The sequence below is a fragment of the Ruegeria sp. C6 genome (genome assembly GCF_056537625.1).
The window spans coordinates 40,176-58,050 of record NZ_JBQFRW010000006.1 but is presented as its reverse complement, the minus strand read 5'-3'; the positions used below and the strand labels follow the sequence as shown (position 1 = coordinate 58,050).

Here is a 17,875-nt window from a genome sequence, read left to right as displayed (position 1 = left end):
AGGCCCGGGCATGCGCGACTATGATCAATCGTTATGGCGGCAGACCTGTCGTGAGCGTATCGACACGCAAAAGCTGTCTGATGACGTAAGCGTTGATCTTGCCGTGATCGGCGGTGGTTACACCGGGTGTTCTGCGGCCTTGACCGCAGCAAAAGCGGGGGCTTCGGTGTGCCTGCTCGAAGCGCATCAGATCGGCCATGGTGGATCGGGGCGGAATGTCGGTCTCGTCAACGCAGGGCTTTGGCTGCCACCCGATCAAATTCGGTCGCATCTGGGGCAAATGGCGGGGGATCGGTTGATCGATCTGCTGGCTAACGCGCCGTCAGACGTGTTCGAGTTGATTGAAGCGCACGGGATTGACTGCGAGCCTGAGCGGCAAGGCACGTTGCACTGTGCTCATTCGGCCTCGGGCTTTGGTGATCTACGTACACGCCACGCACAGCTGAGCGCTTCTGGTGCGCCGGTCGAATTGCTCGATCCTGACGCGTCGCGCCAGCGGACGGGCAGTCCGGCTGTCCACGGCGCATTGTTTGACCCCCGCGCGGGTACAATTCAGCCGCTGGGCTATGCGGTGGGACTGGCCCGCGCCGCACAGAATGCGGGGGCGCAGATATATACGCAAAGCCCGATTCGATCTTTGCGGCAGGAAGGCGGGGTTTGGGTGCTGCAGGGGGATGGTGGAACCGTACGCGCAAGATCGGTTATTCAGGCGACCAACGCTTATCATCTGGGCATCGCCGATACGGCACCAAACTATGTGCCGGTCTACTACTTCCAATACGCCACCGCGCCGCTGTCCCATAACCTGCGGGCCAGCATATTGACCAAAGCAGAGGGATGCTGGGATACCGGCCTGATCATGACATCCTTCCGTTTGGACCAGGCAGGACGGTTTATCATTGGCGGTATGGGCGATCTAAGCAGCGCCGGAGGATTTGCACACAAATCCTGGATCAAGCGCAAACTGACTGCACTTTATCCGCAATTGGCGGATCAGCCGTTGATTGAGGGCTGGCATGGGCGGATTGCCATGACTTCGGATCATATTCCCAAAATCACTCTGATCGGTCCAAATGCGTTAGCAGCGCATGGGTTTTCGGGGCGTGGGATCGGGCCGGGCACCGTGTTCGGGCGTTTGATGGCCAAAAGCCTGCTCAAGGACGATCCGTCCTTGCTGCCGGTTCCGTCAGTGGCTGAGTATAGCGAAAACTGGACTGGTCTGCGCCGCGCTTTCTTCGAAACCGGCGCGGCGCTGACACATCTTGTTAAGGCGCGGTTCTGAGTTCAGACAGACCGGGTGATGCCGCCATCGACGCGGATGTTCTGCCCGGTTATGTAGCCTCCGCCTTCGGAGGCGAGCATAGCCACGACCGAGGCGATCTCATCATAGCTGCGCCCGTAGCGGCCCATCGGGATGCGTGTGCGGAACTCTTCTTTTTCCGGAAGGCTGTCGATGAACCCGGGCAAGACGTTGTTCATGCGGATGTTGTCGGCGGCGTATTTGTCCGAGAACAGCTTTGTAAACGCCGCCAGCCCGGCGCGGAATACGCCCGAGGTAGGAAAAACCGGGTCCGGTTCAAACGCAGCAAAGGTTGAGATGTTGATGATCGATCCACCGCCCTGCGCTTGCATGATAGGGGTCACCAACCGCGTAGGTCTTACGGCATTCATGAAATAGACATCCATGCCGGTGTGCCAGTCCTCATCGGTCAGCTCAAGCACCGCAGCGCGGGGCCCGTGCCCGGCTGAGTTCACCAGCACATCGATCCGCCCCCAATGGGACATTGCTGCATCGACCAGTTTCTGCAGGTCATCATTCGACTGGTTCGAGCCCGTGATGCCCACGCCACCCAACTCATGCGCCAGCGCCTCACCCTTGCCTGACGAGGACAGGATGCCGACTTTGAAACCATCCGCCGCCAATCTGCGCGCGGAATCCGCGCCCATACCGCTGCCGCCTGCCGTGATCAAAGCTACTTTTTCCATCTTCACGCTCCTTTGCGATGTTTGGTATAAAGATGGCTGGCAGCGTTCACTTTGACCAATCAGTTCTATTGCGCATAGGCTGTAGAAAATCTACAGTTTAGCTATGCCCGCTCTTCCACCTCTCAACGCGATGCGCGCCTTCGAGGCCTCGGCACGCCACCTGAATTTTCGTCTTGCTGCGGAAGAAATGGGCGTAACCCAAGGGGCCATTGCGCAACAGGTGCGGGGCTTGGAAGCGCGGCTAGGGACGGCGCTGTTCGAACGCCTTCCGCGTGGGTTGCGCCTGACCGAAGCGGGGCGTCGGTTCCACGCGCCGCTGCGTCGGGCGTTTCGGCTGATTGAAGAGGCTGTCGATGAGCTGGCTGATCAGCGGCAGATCACGATCTCGGTCACGCCCAGCTTTGCCTCAAAATGGCTGGTGCCGCGTCTGAATGATTTTGTGACCCGCCATCCCGATATCTCGGTGCAGGTTGACGCGCGCGAGCGGTTGGCGGATTTCCAGTCTGATGGAATTGATATCGCGGTACGCCAAAGCCGTTCACCGGTTGCGCGCGGTCTGCAAGCGACACCTTTGTTCTCGACCGAATTCGTTGTTGTGGGCAGTCCGGACCTCGCATCACAAATTTCTGGTCCAGACGACCTGATGCAACACGTTCTGCTCAGCGATTCCCATGGTCTGTGGCCTTTGTTTCTTGAACGCGCCGGGGTCGAAGGGAAGCCACGGATGATGAGTTTCAGCCAGACAAGCCTGGCGATAGACGCCGCTGTCTCGGGGCAAGGATTTGCGCTGGCCAATGCGCCACTTGTGTCTGCGGAACTGACTTCGGGTCGGTTGGTGCAGCCACTCTCTGAGGTGCTGGTTGACGATCTGAGCTTTTTCATTGTCACCCCGCAGAAACCGCGTCAGCGGGAGTTGGTGAAACAGATGCGCGACTGGTTGCTTTCTCAGGTCTGAAGCGAGGCCGCAATCGCGTCGATCCGTTCCCGTAACCAGCGATGTGCCGGGTCGTTGGCCGAGCGTTGGTGCCAGACCATATAGATTGACACTGCTTCGCATTTGAACGGCAGTGGCGCACTGTCCAGCGTGGCAAGCGGCCCGCATTTCATCAACTCCGTATCGGTCGAGATCAGGTCGCTGCCTTTCACGAATGGCGGGATCGCGTTGAAATGCGGCAGGGTTACGACGGGCGGTCTGATCTGGCTTTGATCCACGCCACGCATCACGGCACGGGCGTTGCGCCCGTCGGCAAATCGCACTTCAACATGATCGCTATTGCAATAGGATTGCCAATCCTCAGGCGGATCACGGTGAGCGGCATCATAGAATACCAACAACGGGCTGGTGATCAGCCGCTTCTGAAAGATATCCGGCCCGTCCGGTGGCAGCGGGGTGAGCATCAATTGACACCGGTCGCTGCGCAGCAAGTCCGGGTCGGGAACACCCGACGGGATGAACTCCAGCCGCAACCTGACGCCTTCGGCGCGTGTCGCCCGCAGAAGTTCGGGAAAGATCAACTCACGCGGCATGTCGTTGGTGGCGATCTGAATGTCCATCTGTTCGGACAGCGGATCAAACGGGCGACCTTCGGTCAGGGCGCGCATGTTATCCAGCACCTGTTGCACCGGCTCTTTCAACGACAAAGCGCGTTCGGTCGGGGTCAGCCCCTGTCCGGATCGGACAAATAGTGGATCGCCCAGCACTTGCCGCAACTTGCCCAGCGTATGGCTGATGGCCGATTGCGTCACCCCTAACCGGTCGGCAGCTTTCGAGACCGAGCTTTCTTCGAGTATCGTCAGGAACACCCGTAGGACCTTGCCGTCCAGATCTGTGAAATCAATTCTGCTCATACCATTTATGATTATTCATGAATGGATTTGGTGTCCATGCCGGGGTAGGGGAAAGGGCAGCTAACTGGAGGCGCGCGATGGGGATCCGCTTTTTCTCGGACAAGAACAGACCTGTTCACATGGGTCCGTTCCCGCTGGAACGGCTGGCGCGGCAGGATCGGATGCCTGATCTGGCGCAGGTCGAACCGATGTGTGCGCTTAGCTTTCGCAGGCCCGAGCAGCCCGAAAGCATCGTGAATGCGATGGGAGAGTTTCAGGCGATGATGGACGCAATCCGGGATGGATTTGTGAACCCCGTCGCATCGGAAATTCCTGCCAACCCAGCAGATCGTGCCAACCATCTGAAAGCGTTTGGCTATTTCAACGATGCGTCGATGATGGGCTGCGGGCCGCTACCCGCGGAGGCGATGCTGGCTGAGCCTCGGCGCAACCCGGATATCGACCGGCTGGCTCATGCGCTGAGGACGCGGCAAACCAAAACGCTGGCCTCGGGCATCGATCTGATCATGGCGGATCTAAAAGAAAGCATGGAGGCCGCGCCACGCCCGATGGACTGTCATCGCCATACGCTCGTGTTTCTCTATGAGTTCAACCGCGATCCGGACCCCTCGGAGCCCGGGTCCGATTGGATCATGGATGCGCAGGATCACCGCGCCTGTTTGCTTGCCACCGAGAATGCAGTGGTCATTGCCAACTACATCCGCCTCCTGGGTTTCGATGCGCGGGCGCATACGGCGATGTCCTCTGAGGTTGATCTGGGCAAGCTGGCAGTTGCTGCGGGTCTGGCCTCGGTTGAGGATGGTGCGGTTGTGGTGCCCTGGTTGGGCAAGCGGTTCGGATTGGCCGCTGTGACCACCGAAATGGAGATCGCGCATGACCGACCCTTGCAACCGCTGGCCGAACAACCGTGGTTCCGCACGCAAGGACCTGCATGGTGGCTGGGTGCAGGCTTCGCCAAGAACGCTCTGAACCGGGATGCCTATGCCAAGCGGCGCTATGTGGACGGGGCACATCCTTTTGAAAACCTCAAACGAGTCGAAACACCGACCACCTATATCGACGAGCAAAACGTAGCCCGGGTGCCCAAACGCGCAGACATGTTTGCGCGGGCTCAGTTCGGCGACATGGGAAGATCGCTGCAGGATGCGACAAAGGGCGGGCATTACGTGCGCAAATCCGCCCCCAGCTTTGCCCAACGCCGCGCGCTGGGCGCGTTTGTTTTGCTGCAGGACGGTGACAGCGCCGAGGCTGTACAACCCACAGATACCGAAAGAAATGCCGCGAATATCAAGGCTGCAACCTATTTCCTTGGGGTCGATGCGGTCGGGCTCAGCCGGTGCCCCGAGTGGAGCTGGTATTCCCATGACGCCACCGGAGAAGAAATCGTTCCGCCCCATGATCAGGCGATCAGCATGATCATCGACCAGGGCTATGAGACGATGGAAGGCGCCAGCGGGGATGACTGGATCAGCGTGGCCCAATCCATGCGCGCCTATCTGCGGTTTTCACTGCTGGGGGGCGTGATCGCGCAGCAAATCCGAAATCTCGGCTACAAGGCCAAGGCGCATACGGTGATGGATGGCGAGGTGCTGCAACCGCCGCTGCTGCTGTTGTCGGGGTTGGGCGAGGTCAGTCGGATCGGTGAGGTGATCCTGAACCCCTATCTTGGCCCGCGCCTGAAATCCGGTGTCGTGACAACCGACATGCCGATGACGCATGACAAGCCCATCGATTTCGGCCTTCAGACGTTTTGCGAAAGCTGCAACAAATGCGCTCGGGAATGCCCTTCGGGCGCGATCACTGCCGGGCCAAAGCTGATGTTCAACGGCTATGAAATCTGGAAATCCGACAGCCAGAAATGCGCCACTTACCGTATCACCACGCCCGGGGGGGCGATGTGCGGACGATGCATGAAGACCTGCCCGTGGAATCTCGAAGGTATATTCAAGGAACGCCCGTTCCGATGGGCCGCGATGAATATTCCGCAGGCCGCGCCTGCATTGGCCAAACTGGATGATGCGGTCGGCAATGGTGGTCTAAATAACATCAAGAAATGGTGGTGGGATATCGAGCTGGAACCTGACGGGGCCTATCGCCCGTCGCAGCACCCATTGAACCGGCGGGACCTACAAAAAGACCTCGATTTGAAGTACGAGGATCAGACGCTTGCTGTCTACCCCGCTCCTCTCGCTCCGCACCCATGGCCCTATCCCTTCAACATGGACCGGGAAGCCGGGATTGCCGCCTATGAGGCGATGGTCACAGCTGAAGACTACAAAGCGCGCAAAACGGCAGGCGATATGTCTGTGATCCACCGTTATCAGGTCGCAGGGGACGCCCCGGTGATGCGGGTGGAACTAACCAAGGTCGACAAGATGACCTCGGATGTCACCAAGTACGAGTTCTCAACCCTCGACGGTGCGCCCTTGCCGAAATGGACTGCGGGCGCGCATCTGGACGTGCTGGTTTCGCCCGAATTCCTGCGGCAGTACTCGATGTCGGGCGATCCCTCCGACCGCAACACTTATCAGATCGGCGTGCTGCGCGAGGATGAGGGGCGCGGCGGCTCGGCTTTGCTGCATCGCATCTTCAACGAAGGGCGCAAGGTCTTCATCTCAAAGCCGATAAACCATTTTGAGCTGGACGAGACTGCAACCAAAACCTTCCTGATGGGCGGTGGTATTGGCATCACGCCGATGATTGCTTTTGCCCACCGACTACATGCGATGGGCAAACCGTTCGAGTTACACTATTCCGCCAGCACACGAGCAGGTGCCGGATATCTGGACGATCTGGTGGCTATGCCATGGGCCGATCACGTGCACTATCATTTCTCGGACGAGGGCACGCGGGCCGATCTGGAGGCTGTTCTGGAAGGATATCAAGACGGATGGCACGTTTATACCTGCGGCCCCGACCGCTATATGGATGGCGTCATACAGGCCGCCGAACGGCAGGGTTTCCCCGAAGAAGCACGGCATCTGGAGTATTTTTCGGTCCCGGAACAGCCCGAATATGAGAACCATCCGTTCACTCTGAAATTGGCGAAATCGGGTCGGGAGTTGACTGTTCCCGCTGACAAAGATGCGGCGCAGGTACTTAATGAGGCGGGCTTTCACGTGGATGTGAAATGCGCTGATGGGATCTGCGGGGTCTGCAAATGTGACGTGATTTCAGGTGAGATCGAACACCGCGATTTCGTTTTGTCCAACAAACAACGCGAAGGTGCGATCATACTGTGCCAAAGCCGGGCGGCCCGGGCAGACGGGGTGATCGAGATCGATCTGTGATTGCTCTCGATAAAACGACATTTTGAATCCCAAAAATTGGTCGTTCCAGCCATGGACGCCGCCGACTTGCTGCACTAACGTCCCCGGCGAACCCCAGTCTATCCTGATCAACAGGTGCGAGGTACTTTCATGGATTATCACAGCCCCGCCAGCTTTGCCGAGGCGTCGGCTCTGGCCGCAAATGCAACGGGCATCACTCGGTTTCTGGCAGGCGGCACCGATGTGCTGGTGCAGTTGCGCTCGGAATTGGTGACGCCCGATACGCTGATCGACATCAAGAAGATCGACGGCGTTAGCGAAATTACCCGCAATGCCGATGGCAGCTGGACGCTGGGCGTCGCCGCGACCGGCGCCGAGATGAGCGAGCACGCCGCGTTGGGCCGCGATTGGCCGGGTGTGGTCGAGGCGATGGACCTGATTGGATCGACTCAGGTACAGGGGCGTGCGACGCTGACCGGGAATCTGTGCAATGGCTCTCCGGCGGCGGACTCGGTGCCAGCGATGGTTGCGGCAGGCGTTACAGTCACCGTGACGGGCCCGGACGGCACACGAGAGGTGGCGGTCGAAGACATCCCGACGGGACCCGGCAAGACCTCACTGGCCAAAGGCGAACTGATCTCGGCGGTCAACATTCCAGCGCGTGGCGACAACGCCGGTGACGCCTATCTGCGCTTTATCCCGCGCACCGAGATGGATATCGCGGTGGTTGGTGTGGGCGTAAACTTACGACTGGATGGCGATACCATCACCGAGGCGCGCGTCTCACTGGGGGCTGTCGCACCAACCGTCTTGCTGGTTGAAGACTGCGCCAAAGCGCTGATTGGCAGCGCGTTGGATGACGCGGCGCTGGACGCGCTGGCTGCAGCGGCCTCGGCTGCCTGCAATCCCATCGATGACAAACGCGGCACTATTGCATTCCGCACCGAAGTTGCTGGCGTTCTGGCCAAGCGCGCCGCAAAAATCGCCTATGCCCGCGCAAAGGGAGAAGACGTATGAGTAAGTTCCACGTATCCACCACCGTGAATGGGGACGCGGTCGAATACCTCTGCGACCCGCGCGAAACCCTGCTGGACTGTCTGCGCGACAAGCTGAACCTGACCGGCGCGAAAGAGGGCTGCGGCACCGGCGATTGCGGTGCTTGTTCGGTCAGCGTCGATGGCCGTTTGGTGTGTTCGTGCCTGATGCTGGGCGTCGAGGCTGAGGGCAAGCAGATCGAAACAGTTGAAGGGATCGCGGACGGCGACGTCCTGCATCCGCTGCAAAAGAAGATGATCGAATATGCCGCCCTGCAATGCGGCATCTGTACCCCGGGCATTCTGGTGGCGGCCAAGTCGCTGCTGGAAAAGAACCCCAATCCCACCGAAGAGGAAACCCGGTACTGGCTGGCAGGCAATCTCTGCCGCTGCACCGGCTATGACAAAATCATTCGCGCCGTGATGGATACGGCGGCTGAGATGCGGGAGGCTTCGTAATGGCACTGGACGATCGCAAATCTGACTTCACGTTTGTCGGCACCCGCCCTGACCGCCCTGACGGTCTGGACAAGGTGACGGGCCGCGCCAAGTTCGGTGCGGATATCTCAGCCCCCGGCATGTTGCATGGCGCTATCCTGCGTTCACCCCATGCCCATGCGCGGATCGTCAAGATTGATGCTTCAAAGGCCGAGGCCCACAAAGACGTCAAAGCCGTTGTTACCCGCGCCGATTTCGCCGATGTCCCCTTCAAGCCGGGGCTGGAAGGCGAATTCTGGAACGTGCTGGAAAATGTCATGGCGGGCGAAAAGGCTCTGTATGACGGCCACGCGATTGCAGCAGTTGCAGCGACATCAGCCTTGGCGGCGCGCGATGCGCTGAAGCTGATCGAGGTTGAATATGAAGTTTTGCCCCACGTCACAGATGTGGACAAGGCGATGGCACCGGACGCGCCTGTCATCCGCGAAGGTGCGGCAGATTATTCGGTGCCTGAGGGGATGCACCCCAACGTGGTGCGCTATCACGAAAGCGGCCACGGAGATGTCGAAGCCGGATTTGCCGAGGCGGATCTGGTAATTGAGGACAGCTTCGTTACCGAGGCAACCCATCAGGGTTACATTGAACCTCATGCCTGCATGGGGTCTCTGGGTACTGACGGCAAAGGTGAGCTTTGGTGCACCACCCAGGGCCATTGGATCGCACAGAAAACCTGCGCGGCGTTGCTGGGCATCGAAACCTCACAACTGCGTGTGACCGCGTCTGAGATCGGCGGCGGCTTTGGTGGTAAGACCACTGTGTTCATCGAACCGGTTGCGTTGGCGCTCAGCCGCAAGGCCAACCGCCCCGTAAAGATCGTGATGACCCGGTCCGAGGTGTTCCGTGCGACCGGCCCGACCTCATCGGCGTCGATGGATATCAAGATCGGTATGAAGAAGGACGGCACCATCACAGCAGCCCAGGGCATCTTCCGCCTGCAGGGCGGTGCCTTCCCGGGTGCGCCGGGCGACATGACTGCCATGTGTGCCTTTGCGCCCTACAACCTGACCAATGTACGTCAGGTCGGCTATGACGTGATGGCCAACCGCCCGAAACAGGCCGCCTATCGCGCGCCGGGCGCTCCGATGGGTGCGTTTGCGGTCGAATCCGTTCTGGATGAGCTGTGCAATCATCTCGGCCTCGACCCGGTGGATGTGCGCCTAAAAAACGCCGCGCATGAAGGCACCAAAGCCAGCTATGGCCCGACCTATGAGCGTATAGGTCTTGTCGAAACGCTTGAGGCCGCCAAGGCGCATCCGCATTACTCGGCCCCGTTGAAGCCGGGGCAGGGGCGCGGGATTTCCTGTGGGTTCTGGTTCAACCATGGTGGTGAGACCTCGGTATCTCTAGCGCTGTCCGAGGACGGCTCGGCCCAAGTCATGGTCGGTACGCCGGATATCGGCGGATCACGCGCGTCAATGGCGCTGATGGCGGCCGAGGTTCTGGGCATTCCCTACGAGAACATTCGCGTCACCGTCGCCGATACGGCAACGCTGGGTTACAATGATGTGAGCCACGGCAGCCGCGTGACCTATGCCTCGGGTCTGGCGACAATCAAGGCGGCGCGCCACGCGGTCGAGCAGCTATGCGCCCGCGCAGCGTCCAGTTGGGGAATCCCGGTTGATGCGGTGAAATGGGAGAACGGTTGTGCCGTGCCCTCAGGCCCCAATGCCGGTGACTTCGATCCGCGCCCGCTGGCCGATATCACCGCCCATATGGGCGCGACCGGCGGCCCGATCTCGGGCCATTTCGAGGCCACGCCGGAAGGCGCTGGTGTATCCTTTGGCACCCATATCGTGGATGCCGAGGTCGACCCGGAAACCGGCAAGACCAGCATCACCCGCTACACGGTCATTCAGGACGCGGGCAAGGCGATCCACCCGACCTATGTCGAAGGCCAGTATCAGGGCGGAGCTGCGCAGGGCATCGGCTGGGCGCTGAACGAGGAATATATCTATGGTGAGGATGGCCGCTTGCAGAACTCGATCTTCCTCGATTACCGCATCCCGGTCGCCAGCGATCTGCCGATGATCGACACGGTGATTGTCGAAGTGCCCAACCCCGGCCACCCGTTCGGTGTGCGTGGTGTGGGAGAGACCGGCATCGTGCCGCCCTTGGCCGCCATCGCCAACGCGGTCTCCAACGCGGCCGGTGTACGCCTGAAGCAACTGCCAATGTCCCCGCCGCGCATTCTTGCCGCGCTCAAGGACAATGGTTGAGGTCCACCTCTGGTCCAGCCTCCGGTCTTTGACCGGGGGTCGCGAGGTGGTCGAGGTTGAGGCCGCTACCACGGGCGAATTGCTGCAGGAACTGGTGCGTATACATCCCCGGCTGCAGGCACCGATCGATGCGGGGGTCTCGGTGGCGTTGGACGGGCGCATCATCGCGACCGGACTGTCCGAGCCGATTCCGGAAGGTGCCGAAGTTTATTTAATGCAGCGTCTCAGGGGCGGTTGAAGGCGAAAGGTCTAGTTGGGCCCCGCCGTCACGCGAAATCACGGGACAGGATGAACGCGCAACACTGCTCGGTCAGATCTTGGAAGCGCGAACGCTCGCGGACATAGAGATACACTTGCCTTTTGTCGTGAAGGTCCGTGATCGGGCGGTAAGACACCGCCTCCGGCAAGAATTCGGCAACGGTTTGAGGAAGCACCGTGATCCACTCGCCCGATCGCACCAGCGTGATCAATGAATGCGTGTTGTGAATTGTGATCTCGGCGTTTTTGATTGCCGTATGGAAAGCCGGCGTTTGAATCAGATCGCACAACGTGTTTCGGACAAAGGGCGCGGTGGCGATGTCGGGGATATTCAGCGGTTCTGCGCGTGTGATCAGAGGATGATCCGAGGCCGCGACCAATCCAAAGGAGTCCTGAAAAAGCGGAATGGTTCGGATGCCGTTCAGGGCGTGATACCCGGATGCGATTCCGATATCTGCCTGATCCTGAGCGATAGCATCCAACACCTGCTGCGTGTCGGTGTCGCGCAGCTCGATCTTCACCCCGGGGGATTCGCTGCTCATGTGGTGCAATAGTGGTGGAAAGATCAACGCGCCAACCGACGGGACGGATACGATCCGGATCAATCCCTGTTCAGCCAGCGCGGCGGCTTCGATATTCTGGACGGTCTGATCGAATTGGCGCACTTGCCGCAAGCCCAGATCGAGTACCTGCTCACCCAGCGGGGAAAGCTGGTTCTTGCGCTCGCCTTCGAACAGCTTTTTGCCCAGATGGTCTTCGAGCTGCTTCAATGTCATCGAGACGGCTGATTGCGTTCGACCAAGGCGGTCGGCGGCCTCGGACAGGTTCCCGGTCTGGGCCACCGTGCAAAAGCAACGCAGCATCTCAATCTTGATTGCCAACTTCAGTTTCCTTGAAGTTTGTTTAAGTTATTTGAGTTTGACTGATGTGCATCGGAAAATCCATCCTGTGACAAACGAATTCTGACTCTGGGGCGCATTGTGACCAAACTGAACCTGATCGCTGGCGAATGGCTGGCAGGCGAAAGCGAAATCGAAAACCGCAACCCTTCTGATCTGACTGACCTGGTTGGTATGTTCGCGCAAGCCAGCAGCGACCAACTTGAAGCGACGCTGGATCAGGCACGTGTCGCGCAAGCTGAATGGGCTGCCTATGGGCTGGAACGTAAGCAGGCAGTTCTGAACGCCATCGGTAACGAGCTGATGACCCGCGCCGAGGAACTGGGCACGTTGCTCAGCCGGGAAGAGGGCAAACCGCTGGCCGAAGGTAAGGGCGAGGTCTATCGAGCGGGTCAGTTCTTTACCTACTACGCCGCTGAATGTCTTCGTCAGATTGGGGAAAACGCCGACTCCGTTCGCCCCGACATCGAGATTGACGTGCGCCGCGAAGCGGTGGGTGTTGTCGCCATTATCAGCCCGTGGAACTTTCCCACCGCGACCGCTTCGTGGAAGATTGCGCCCGCGCTGTGCTATGGCAACGCTGTGGTGTGGAAACCGGCGAACATCACCCCGGCCTCGGCCGTGGCACTGACCGAAATCATCGAACGGCAGGACATTCCCAAAGGTCTGTTCAGCCTCGTTATGGGCTCAGGCCGCAGTATCGGGCAGCGTTTGGTCGAAAGTCCTAAAGTCAACGCGATTTCTTTCACCGGCTCGGTTCCAGTTGGCAAGGGCATCGCGGCGGCGGCGATCCAGAACCTGACCAAAGTTCAGATGGAGATGGGGTCCAAGAACGCGCTGGCCGTGATGGACGACGCGGATTTGGATCTGGCGGTTTCGCTGGCATTGGGCGGCGCGTTTGGCGGCACCGGTCAGAAATGCACCGCCTCGTCGCGGCTGGTGGTGCATGCAGGCATCCATGATGCTTTTGTCGAGAAACTCGTCGCAGGCGCGCAGGCGATGAAAGTTGGCCACGCGCTGGAAGAAGGTGTTCAGATGGGCCCCGTCGTAAGCCAGCAGCAACTAGGCGAGAACCTCGCCTATGTCGATCTGGGTAAATCTGAAGGGGCCGAACTGGCCTGCGGTGGACAGCGCCTAGAGATGCCGCATGAGGGCTTCTACATGTCGCCGGGCGTGTTCCTGAACACCACCAACGACATGCGCATAAACCGCGAGGAAATGTTCGCGCCGCTGACCAGCGTCATCAAGGTTGGCAGCTATGACGAGGCGCTGAGTGTGGTGAACGACACCAATTTCGGCCTGACCTCGGGCATCGTGACTAAATCGCTGGCCCGTGCCACCCATTTCCGACGCAATGCGCGAACTGGTGTGGTGACTGTGAATCTGCCTACGGCAGGCACCGATTATCACGTACCCTTTGGCGGTCGCGGCGACAGCTCGTACGGGCCGCGCGAACAAGGCAAAGCAGCGGCAGAGTTCTATACCACCGTCAAGACCGCCTATATCAGCGCAGGCCCCGTCTGATGCGTATCGACGCGCTGCAATATGCCAACTGGTCGGAGAAGATTTTCCGCCAACTGCGCGAAGGCGGCGTGGATGCGATCCACGTCACCATCGCTTATCATGAGAATTTCCGCGAAACCGTTCTGAACTTTGAAAAGTGGAATCGCTGGTTCGAGCAATACCCGGACCTGATCATGAAAGGCCGTTGGGCCAGCGACATCGACATCGCGCGCGAAACGGGGCGGACGGCTGTGTTCTTCGGGTTTCAGAACCCATCCCCGATCGAAGACGATATCGGTCTGGTTGAGGTTCTGCATGATCTGGGCGCTCGCTTCATGCAGCTGACCTATAACAACCAGTCGCTGCTGGCGACCGGCTGTTACGAGGCCGAAGACACCGGCATCACCCGCATGGGCAAGCAGGTGATCAAAGAGATGAACCGCGTGGGCCTTGTTGTCGATATGAGCCATTCGGCGGATCGGTCGACCATCGAAGCGGCGGAATTGTCCGAGCGCCCCATCGCCATCACCCATGCCAATCCGCACGAATGGTCACCCGCTTTACGCAACAAGCGCGATGCGGTGATCCGGGCGGTGACGGAAAATGGTGGGATGCTGGGCTTTTCGGTCTATCCTCATCACCTCAAGGACAAGTCCGACTGCACGTTGGAGAGTTTCTGTGAGATGATCGCCCGAACGGCTGAGAAATACGGTGCCCAGCATCTGGGGATTGGCACCGACCTGTGTCAAGATCAGCCCGACAGTGTGGTTGAATGGATGCGCGTGGGGCGCTGGACAAAACAGATCGACTATGGCGAGGGTTCGGCCTCGGCCCCCGGTTTCCCGCCAATGCCGGGCTGGTTTCGGGACAATCGCGACTTCGGCAACATCGAGTCCGGCTTGCGCGCCACTGGCATGAACTCCGACGAGGTCGCGGGGATCATGGGCGGCAACTGGTACCGCTTCTTTGCCGATAATTTTGGGCCACAAGGCACATGATGGACCAAAACCCGCATATCGCACGCCGCGACCCGGCCACTGTGATGCGCCTGTCCCGTCTAGGATCGTTGCATCAATGCCGTCTAAGTTTCATGCGGCAATTGACCCGTCGGATGGCTGCCGAAAACTGGACGTTCACCCGCCCAGTCTTCCAGATTGATGAAAAGGGCGTCGGTCACGCGGTCTACACTGCACAAGGTCCGGAACGCGCATATTCGTTAGTGGCGTTTGCCCATGATCTGCCACCCGAGCAACGCTCGGATCGTGTGATCGCCGAGGCATGGGACGCGACCTTTGCGTTGTTTGACGGAATTCCTGACCCGGAAGACATTGAGCGGCTTTCGCAAAACGTACCTCTGCAAGAGGCCGGGCGTGTAAGCGAAAGCGAGCTGTCCTTGTCACGGGCCAACCGCTCGGTGCGTCTGTGGGCACATGTCGTGGATCGTCTTGCCACCGGTCAGCAGCCCGACCTCGAACAGATTTACAAGGTCGGTTACCTGATGCGGACAACCGCCGTGTATGGCTCGGGCAAGTTCGGCGCGGCAGATCGTGAGAGGATTGCAGACCGAGACGAAGTCAGCGCGCCATTTCAGGCCGAGATGCTTTCGGTCTACCTGACGCGGACCTTCGTGCGCGATCTGGTGCAACATATGGCCCGCGCCAAGGGTGGCGACCAGACCGCAGAGTTGAACCCGGAAATCGCGCGTTGGCTGGGTATAGGCAATTCGACCGGGCTAGGTATGGCACCTTTCATCGTCAATCACCCGATCCTGTTCAACAACTGGATCATGGTCCGGGAAGAGGCGATCTCGCGGGTTCGGTCCATTGAGACCGCAACAGAGGCAGAAGCGGCCAATTTTCGCAACATCTTCGCCAGTAGCAAATTGTCGATCTCGTGGTGGAAGTCCGAACATCCAATCCAGATCGAAAAGCTTGCGGCGCTGAATGCTGACTTGTGCGCAATATCGGACTATCTCGACAAGACCGATCTGACGGGCAATCAGCCGTGGGACCGCTTGATATTGTGGTCTCAGGCTGCGCTCAGCGAAGAAGGGCAGGAGTTGCTGGCCTCGCTGATCCTTGAACCCTACGGAGAACTGGTCGATGGGCTGACCAGCTGTATGGCAGACAGCAACAGTGCGGCGCATGTGATTGATGGCACGATGACCGTTGGCGCGGTGCGCGACCTGATCCGCGCCAGCTTTGGCTGGGCAATGGGTCTGGACTGGAACGCGCCCGAACACTGCGCGCGCGCTTGGTATGTGTCCGAGGAAAAGCACGAGCCCCGGCTGGGTGAGCGGTTTGACGAACCGATTGCAGACTACGAACAGCCGCTTGCCCCGGCGCGCGACGCGGCTCTGGCCGAAAGCGCGCTTTCGGAATGGGCGGATGGTGCACCCATCGCCGAGTTCCTACTTGAACACCCTGAACACCGCCACACGATCCGTCGCGCGCAAATGAGCCGCGTCGCGCCTTACGGCGAAATTCGCGACAACACGATCAGCGCGGATGTTCTGCCGATCGACATGCTGCGTGCCAAACTCTCGTTCTTTGGTGCCACGCATTTCGATCCTCGTTCAGACCGCTGGGTACGTATCTGTATGTATGCTGGCGCGCCTTATCCCGAAGAGTTAAGCAGCAAGACTGCCGATCTGTGGGTCTATCCGGAGCTTGGACCGTGAACGTATCGCTGAATGAGGTCGAAGCCACGGCCAAACGCGCCGCGCGCGGAGCCGGATACCCCTGGGGACTGGCGGAAGAGGTCGGCAAAGCCACACGTTGGCTATGCGCGCACGGGATTGATGGCACGAATTCCCTTGCGCAATTGTTGGAGCAAGGTCTGGCGGCCTCGCTCAAGAATCACCGCCCGGTTGAGATGCAGTCGGCTTGGGCGGGGCAAGGCGTGCTTTGCCCGATCATCACGGGCGCTTTGCTGTCTGATCGGTCTGACCTGCTGCACGCAGGTCCCATACGTATTCAGAAGCTCGCAGTACCTGTTTTTCTGCTGCCCTTCGTAGCCTCGGCGGCACGCGCCCAGAATAACGTGATCACGCATACGTGCGATCTGTTCAGGGCCGCAACGGATGGCGATCGTCTGGAGGCGGGGCAGGATTGGCCATCGTTTTCTGATCACACCCAGATCACGCTGGGCGGCCAACTTACCACCCCTCGACCGCACGTGACCCGCGCATCCCCGGACCCGGTTTGCTGGGACACCCTCAACCGATTTGCCCATCGCACCTACGCGCCTGCTACCGAAGAATCCCGACTGTTGGGTGCCGGCGCTGGCCTGTCCGACAATGACTGAATGAGAGAGCGACATGATCGAAACCCGTACCCTTAGCCTAGCTGAAATCGAGGATCTTTCTTTCCGTGCGTTGGTGTCCGCGGGCACCAGCGAAGAAAACGCGCGCCCATTGGCAATTGCAACCGCCGCAACCGAGGCGGACGGGGTAGCGAGCCATGGTCTGGCCTATATCCCGATCTATTGCGAACATGTTCAGTGCGGCAAGGTAGATGGTCAGGCCACCCCTCAGCTGTCCCAGCCGCGCCCCGGCGTAGTGACGGTCGACGCGGCAACCGGGTTCGCCCACACGGCGATCGACGTTGGGTTCGAGGCATTGATCGCTGCGGCGCGCACGCAGGGCGTTGCGGTGTTGGCGATCTGCAACAGCTATAACTGTGGCGTGCTGGGGTATCACACCTACCGGCTGGCACAGGCTGGTTTTGTGGGGCTTGGGTTCACCAACGCGCCCGCCTCCATCGCGCCGTCCGGGGGTGCCAAGCCCGTGGTCGGGACCAATCCGTTCTCAATCGCAGTCCCCGGAAACGATGGCCAACCCGCATTACTGATCGATCAAAGTGCCAGCACCATCGCAAAAAGCGAGGTCATGAAACACGCACGCGAAGGCAAACCAATCCCGGTTGGCTGGGCGTTGGACGCAGATGGCAACCCTACGACCGACCCGAATGTTGGGCTTAAGGGTTCCATGGCCCCATCGGGTGGGTACAAGGGGGTTGGCGTTGCCCTGATGACCGAGGTTTTGGCTGCAGCGCTGACCGGTGCCACGCTTGGGATACACGCCTCACCTTTTTCGGGAACCGCCGGTGGGCCTCCGAAAACAGGCCAGTTCTTTATTGCAATTGACGCTTCTGCGACTGCGGATGACGCATTTTCTTCCAGAATTGTCGATCTTGTCGAAGCGATCCGATCTCAGAACGGCGCACATTTGCCCGGTGACGGCCGCCAGGCAAAGCGTTTGGTGGCCAAGAACGATGGTGTGGCTGTCAGTGTAGCGACCCTCGACAAAATAGAAGCTCTGCTGACGTAGGGCTCGATGGCGAAGCTCCGGGACGCTCATGAAG

15 protein-coding genes are annotated in these 17,875 nt (G+C 59.6%); 12 read left to right on the top strand and 3 right to left on the bottom strand.

Features of this window, described 5'->3' with window-relative positions; all coding sequences use genetic code 11:
- The first annotated feature begins 10 nt into the window (after positions 1–10).
- Entirely contained in the window at positions 11–1,282 is a 1,272-nt protein-coding gene (locus ACR0MJ_RS17265; protein ID WP_480761906.1) for an NAD(P)/FAD-dependent oxidoreductase, read from the top strand.
- A gap of 2 nt (positions 1,283–1,284) precedes the next feature.
- Here ACR0MJ_RS17265 and ACR0MJ_RS17260 read toward each other — a convergent pair whose 3' ends face one another.
- Entirely contained in the window at positions 1,285–1,986 is a 702-nt protein-coding gene (locus tag ACR0MJ_RS17260) for an SDR family oxidoreductase (RefSeq protein WP_480459942.1), read from the bottom strand.
- A gap of 103 nt (positions 1,987–2,089) precedes the next feature.
- On the opposite strand from ACR0MJ_RS17260, the gene ACR0MJ_RS17255 reads away from it, so the two are divergent.
- Positions 2,090–2,941: a LysR substrate-binding domain-containing protein gene (locus tag ACR0MJ_RS17255; RefSeq protein WP_480761904.1), complete on the top strand. Its 852-nt coding sequence runs from the start codon at positions 2,090–2,092 to the stop codon at positions 2,939–2,941.
- Here ACR0MJ_RS17255 and ACR0MJ_RS17250 read toward each other — a convergent pair.
- On the bottom strand, positions 2,932–3,834 hold the full coding sequence (locus ACR0MJ_RS17250; RefSeq protein WP_480761902.1) for a LysR family transcriptional regulator: 903 nt from the start codon (positions 3,832–3,834) through the stop codon (positions 2,932–2,934). The genes ACR0MJ_RS17255 and ACR0MJ_RS17250 overlap by 10 nt on opposite strands.
- A gap of 77 nt (positions 3,835–3,911) precedes the next feature.
- On the opposite strand from ACR0MJ_RS17250, the gene ACR0MJ_RS17245 reads away from it, so the two are divergent.
- The 5 genes from ACR0MJ_RS17245 to ACR0MJ_RS17225 all read left to right on the top strand — a co-directional run bounded on the left by ACR0MJ_RS17245 (position 3,912) and on the right by ACR0MJ_RS17225 (position 11,089).
- Entirely contained in the window at positions 3,912–7,124 is a 3,213-nt protein-coding gene (locus tag ACR0MJ_RS17245) for a reductive dehalogenase (RefSeq protein WP_480761901.1), read from the top strand.
- Positions 7,125–7,253: 129 nt separating this feature from the next.
- On the top strand, positions 7,254–8,120 hold the full coding sequence (locus ACR0MJ_RS17240) for an FAD binding domain-containing protein (RefSeq protein ID WP_170398402.1): 867 nt from the start codon (positions 7,254–7,256) through the stop codon (positions 8,118–8,120).
- Positions 8,117–8,596 carry a (2Fe-2S)-binding protein gene (locus tag ACR0MJ_RS17235; RefSeq protein WP_170408211.1) on the top strand — a complete coding sequence of 160 codons (480 nt, stop codon included), beginning with the start codon at positions 8,117–8,119 and terminating at the stop codon, positions 8,594–8,596. Before ACR0MJ_RS17240 ends, ACR0MJ_RS17235 begins: the two co-directional genes overlap by 4 nt.
- On the top strand, positions 8,596–10,851 hold the full coding sequence (locus tag ACR0MJ_RS17230; RefSeq protein WP_480761900.1) for a xanthine dehydrogenase family protein molybdopterin-binding subunit: 2,256 nt from the start codon (positions 8,596–8,598) through the stop codon (positions 10,849–10,851). The genes ACR0MJ_RS17235 and ACR0MJ_RS17230 overlap by 1 nt, the downstream gene beginning before the upstream one ends.
- Positions 10,844–11,089, top strand: a complete 246-nt coding sequence (locus ACR0MJ_RS17225) for a MoaD/ThiS family protein (RefSeq protein ID WP_170408213.1) — start codon at positions 10,844–10,846, stop codon at positions 11,087–11,089. The genes ACR0MJ_RS17230 and ACR0MJ_RS17225 overlap by 8 nt, the downstream gene beginning before the upstream one ends.
- Before the next feature lie 28 nt (positions 11,090–11,117).
- On the opposite strand, the gene ACR0MJ_RS17220 is transcribed toward ACR0MJ_RS17225, so the two are convergent.
- The gene (locus tag ACR0MJ_RS17220; protein WP_480615906.1) at positions 11,118–11,990 is read right to left on the bottom strand and encodes a LysR family transcriptional regulator; all 873 of its coding nucleotides are present in this window, start codon (positions 11,988–11,990) and stop codon (positions 11,118–11,120) included.
- Between the two features lie 99 nt (positions 11,991–12,089).
- Between ACR0MJ_RS17220 and ACR0MJ_RS17215 the strand changes: the two genes are divergently transcribed.
- From ACR0MJ_RS17215 to ACR0MJ_RS17195, 5 genes are read left to right on the top strand one after another with little or no spacing between them, the layout of a single operon-like run.
- Positions 12,090–13,532 carry an aldehyde dehydrogenase family protein gene (locus ACR0MJ_RS17215; protein WP_170398417.1) on the top strand — a complete coding sequence of 481 codons (1,443 nt, stop codon included), beginning with the start codon at positions 12,090–12,092 and terminating at the stop codon, positions 13,530–13,532.
- Positions 13,532–14,509 (top strand): membrane dipeptidase, encoded by a 978-nt coding sequence (locus ACR0MJ_RS17210; RefSeq protein ID WP_480761898.1) that lies wholly within the window; start codon positions 13,532–13,534, stop codon positions 14,507–14,509. The genes ACR0MJ_RS17215 and ACR0MJ_RS17210 overlap by 1 nt, the downstream gene beginning before the upstream one ends.
- Positions 14,509–16,191, top strand: coding sequence for a hypothetical protein (locus ACR0MJ_RS17205; RefSeq protein ID WP_480762071.1), 1,683 nt, complete (start codon positions 14,509–14,511; stop codon positions 16,189–16,191). Before ACR0MJ_RS17210 ends, ACR0MJ_RS17205 begins: the two co-directional genes overlap by 1 nt.
- Complete coding sequence (locus tag ACR0MJ_RS17200; protein WP_170514563.1) at positions 16,188–16,817, top strand: DUF3726 domain-containing protein; 630 nt, start codon at positions 16,188–16,190, stop codon at positions 16,815–16,817. Before ACR0MJ_RS17205 ends, ACR0MJ_RS17200 begins: the two co-directional genes overlap by 4 nt.
- Positions 16,818–16,830: 13 nt before the next feature.
- Entirely contained in the window at positions 16,831–17,841 is a 1,011-nt protein-coding gene (locus ACR0MJ_RS17195) for an Ldh family oxidoreductase (protein WP_170513784.1), read from the top strand.
- Positions 17,842–17,875: the final 34 nt, after the last annotated feature.

Excerpts from the sequence above, each read along its gene's own strand:
- ACR0MJ_RS17265 (WP_480761906.1), top strand. The coding sequence starts at position 11 with ATGCGCGACTATGATCAATCGTTATGGCGGCAGACCTGTCGTGAGCGT.
- ACR0MJ_RS17260 (WP_480459942.1), bottom strand. The coding sequence starts at position 1,986 with ATGGAAAAAGTAGCTTTGATCACGGCAGGCGGCAGCGGTATGGGCGCG.
- ACR0MJ_RS17210 (WP_480761898.1), top strand. The coding sequence starts at position 13,532 with ATGCGTATCGACGCGCTGCAATATGCCAACTGGTCGGAGAAGATTTTC.
- ACR0MJ_RS17195 (WP_170513784.1), top strand. The coding sequence starts at position 16,831 with ATGATCGAAACCCGTACCCTTAGCCTAGCTGAAATCGAGGATCTTTCT.
- ACR0MJ_RS17255 (WP_480761904.1), top strand. The coding sequence starts at position 2,090 with ATGCCCGCTCTTCCACCTCTCAACGCGATGCGCGCCTTCGAGGCCTCG.
- ACR0MJ_RS17205 (WP_480762071.1), top strand. The coding sequence starts at position 14,509 with ATGGACCAAAACCCGCATATCGCACGCCGCGACCCGGCCACTGTGATG.
- ACR0MJ_RS17225 (WP_170408213.1), top strand. The coding sequence starts at position 10,844 with ATGGTTGAGGTCCACCTCTGGTCCAGCCTCCGGTCTTTGACCGGGGGT.
- ACR0MJ_RS17235 (WP_170408211.1), top strand. The coding sequence starts at position 8,117 with ATGAGTAAGTTCCACGTATCCACCACCGTGAATGGGGACGCGGTCGAA.
- ACR0MJ_RS17230 (WP_480761900.1), top strand. The coding sequence starts at position 8,596 with ATGGCACTGGACGATCGCAAATCTGACTTCACGTTTGTCGGCACCCGC.
- ACR0MJ_RS17245 (WP_480761901.1), top strand. The coding sequence starts at position 3,912 with ATGGGGATCCGCTTTTTCTCGGACAAGAACAGACCTGTTCACATGGGT.
- ACR0MJ_RS17240 (WP_170398402.1), top strand. The coding sequence starts at position 7,254 with ATGGATTATCACAGCCCCGCCAGCTTTGCCGAGGCGTCGGCTCTGGCC.
- ACR0MJ_RS17250 (WP_480761902.1), bottom strand. The coding sequence starts at position 3,834 with ATGAGCAGAATTGATTTCACAGATCTGGACGGCAAGGTCCTACGGGTG.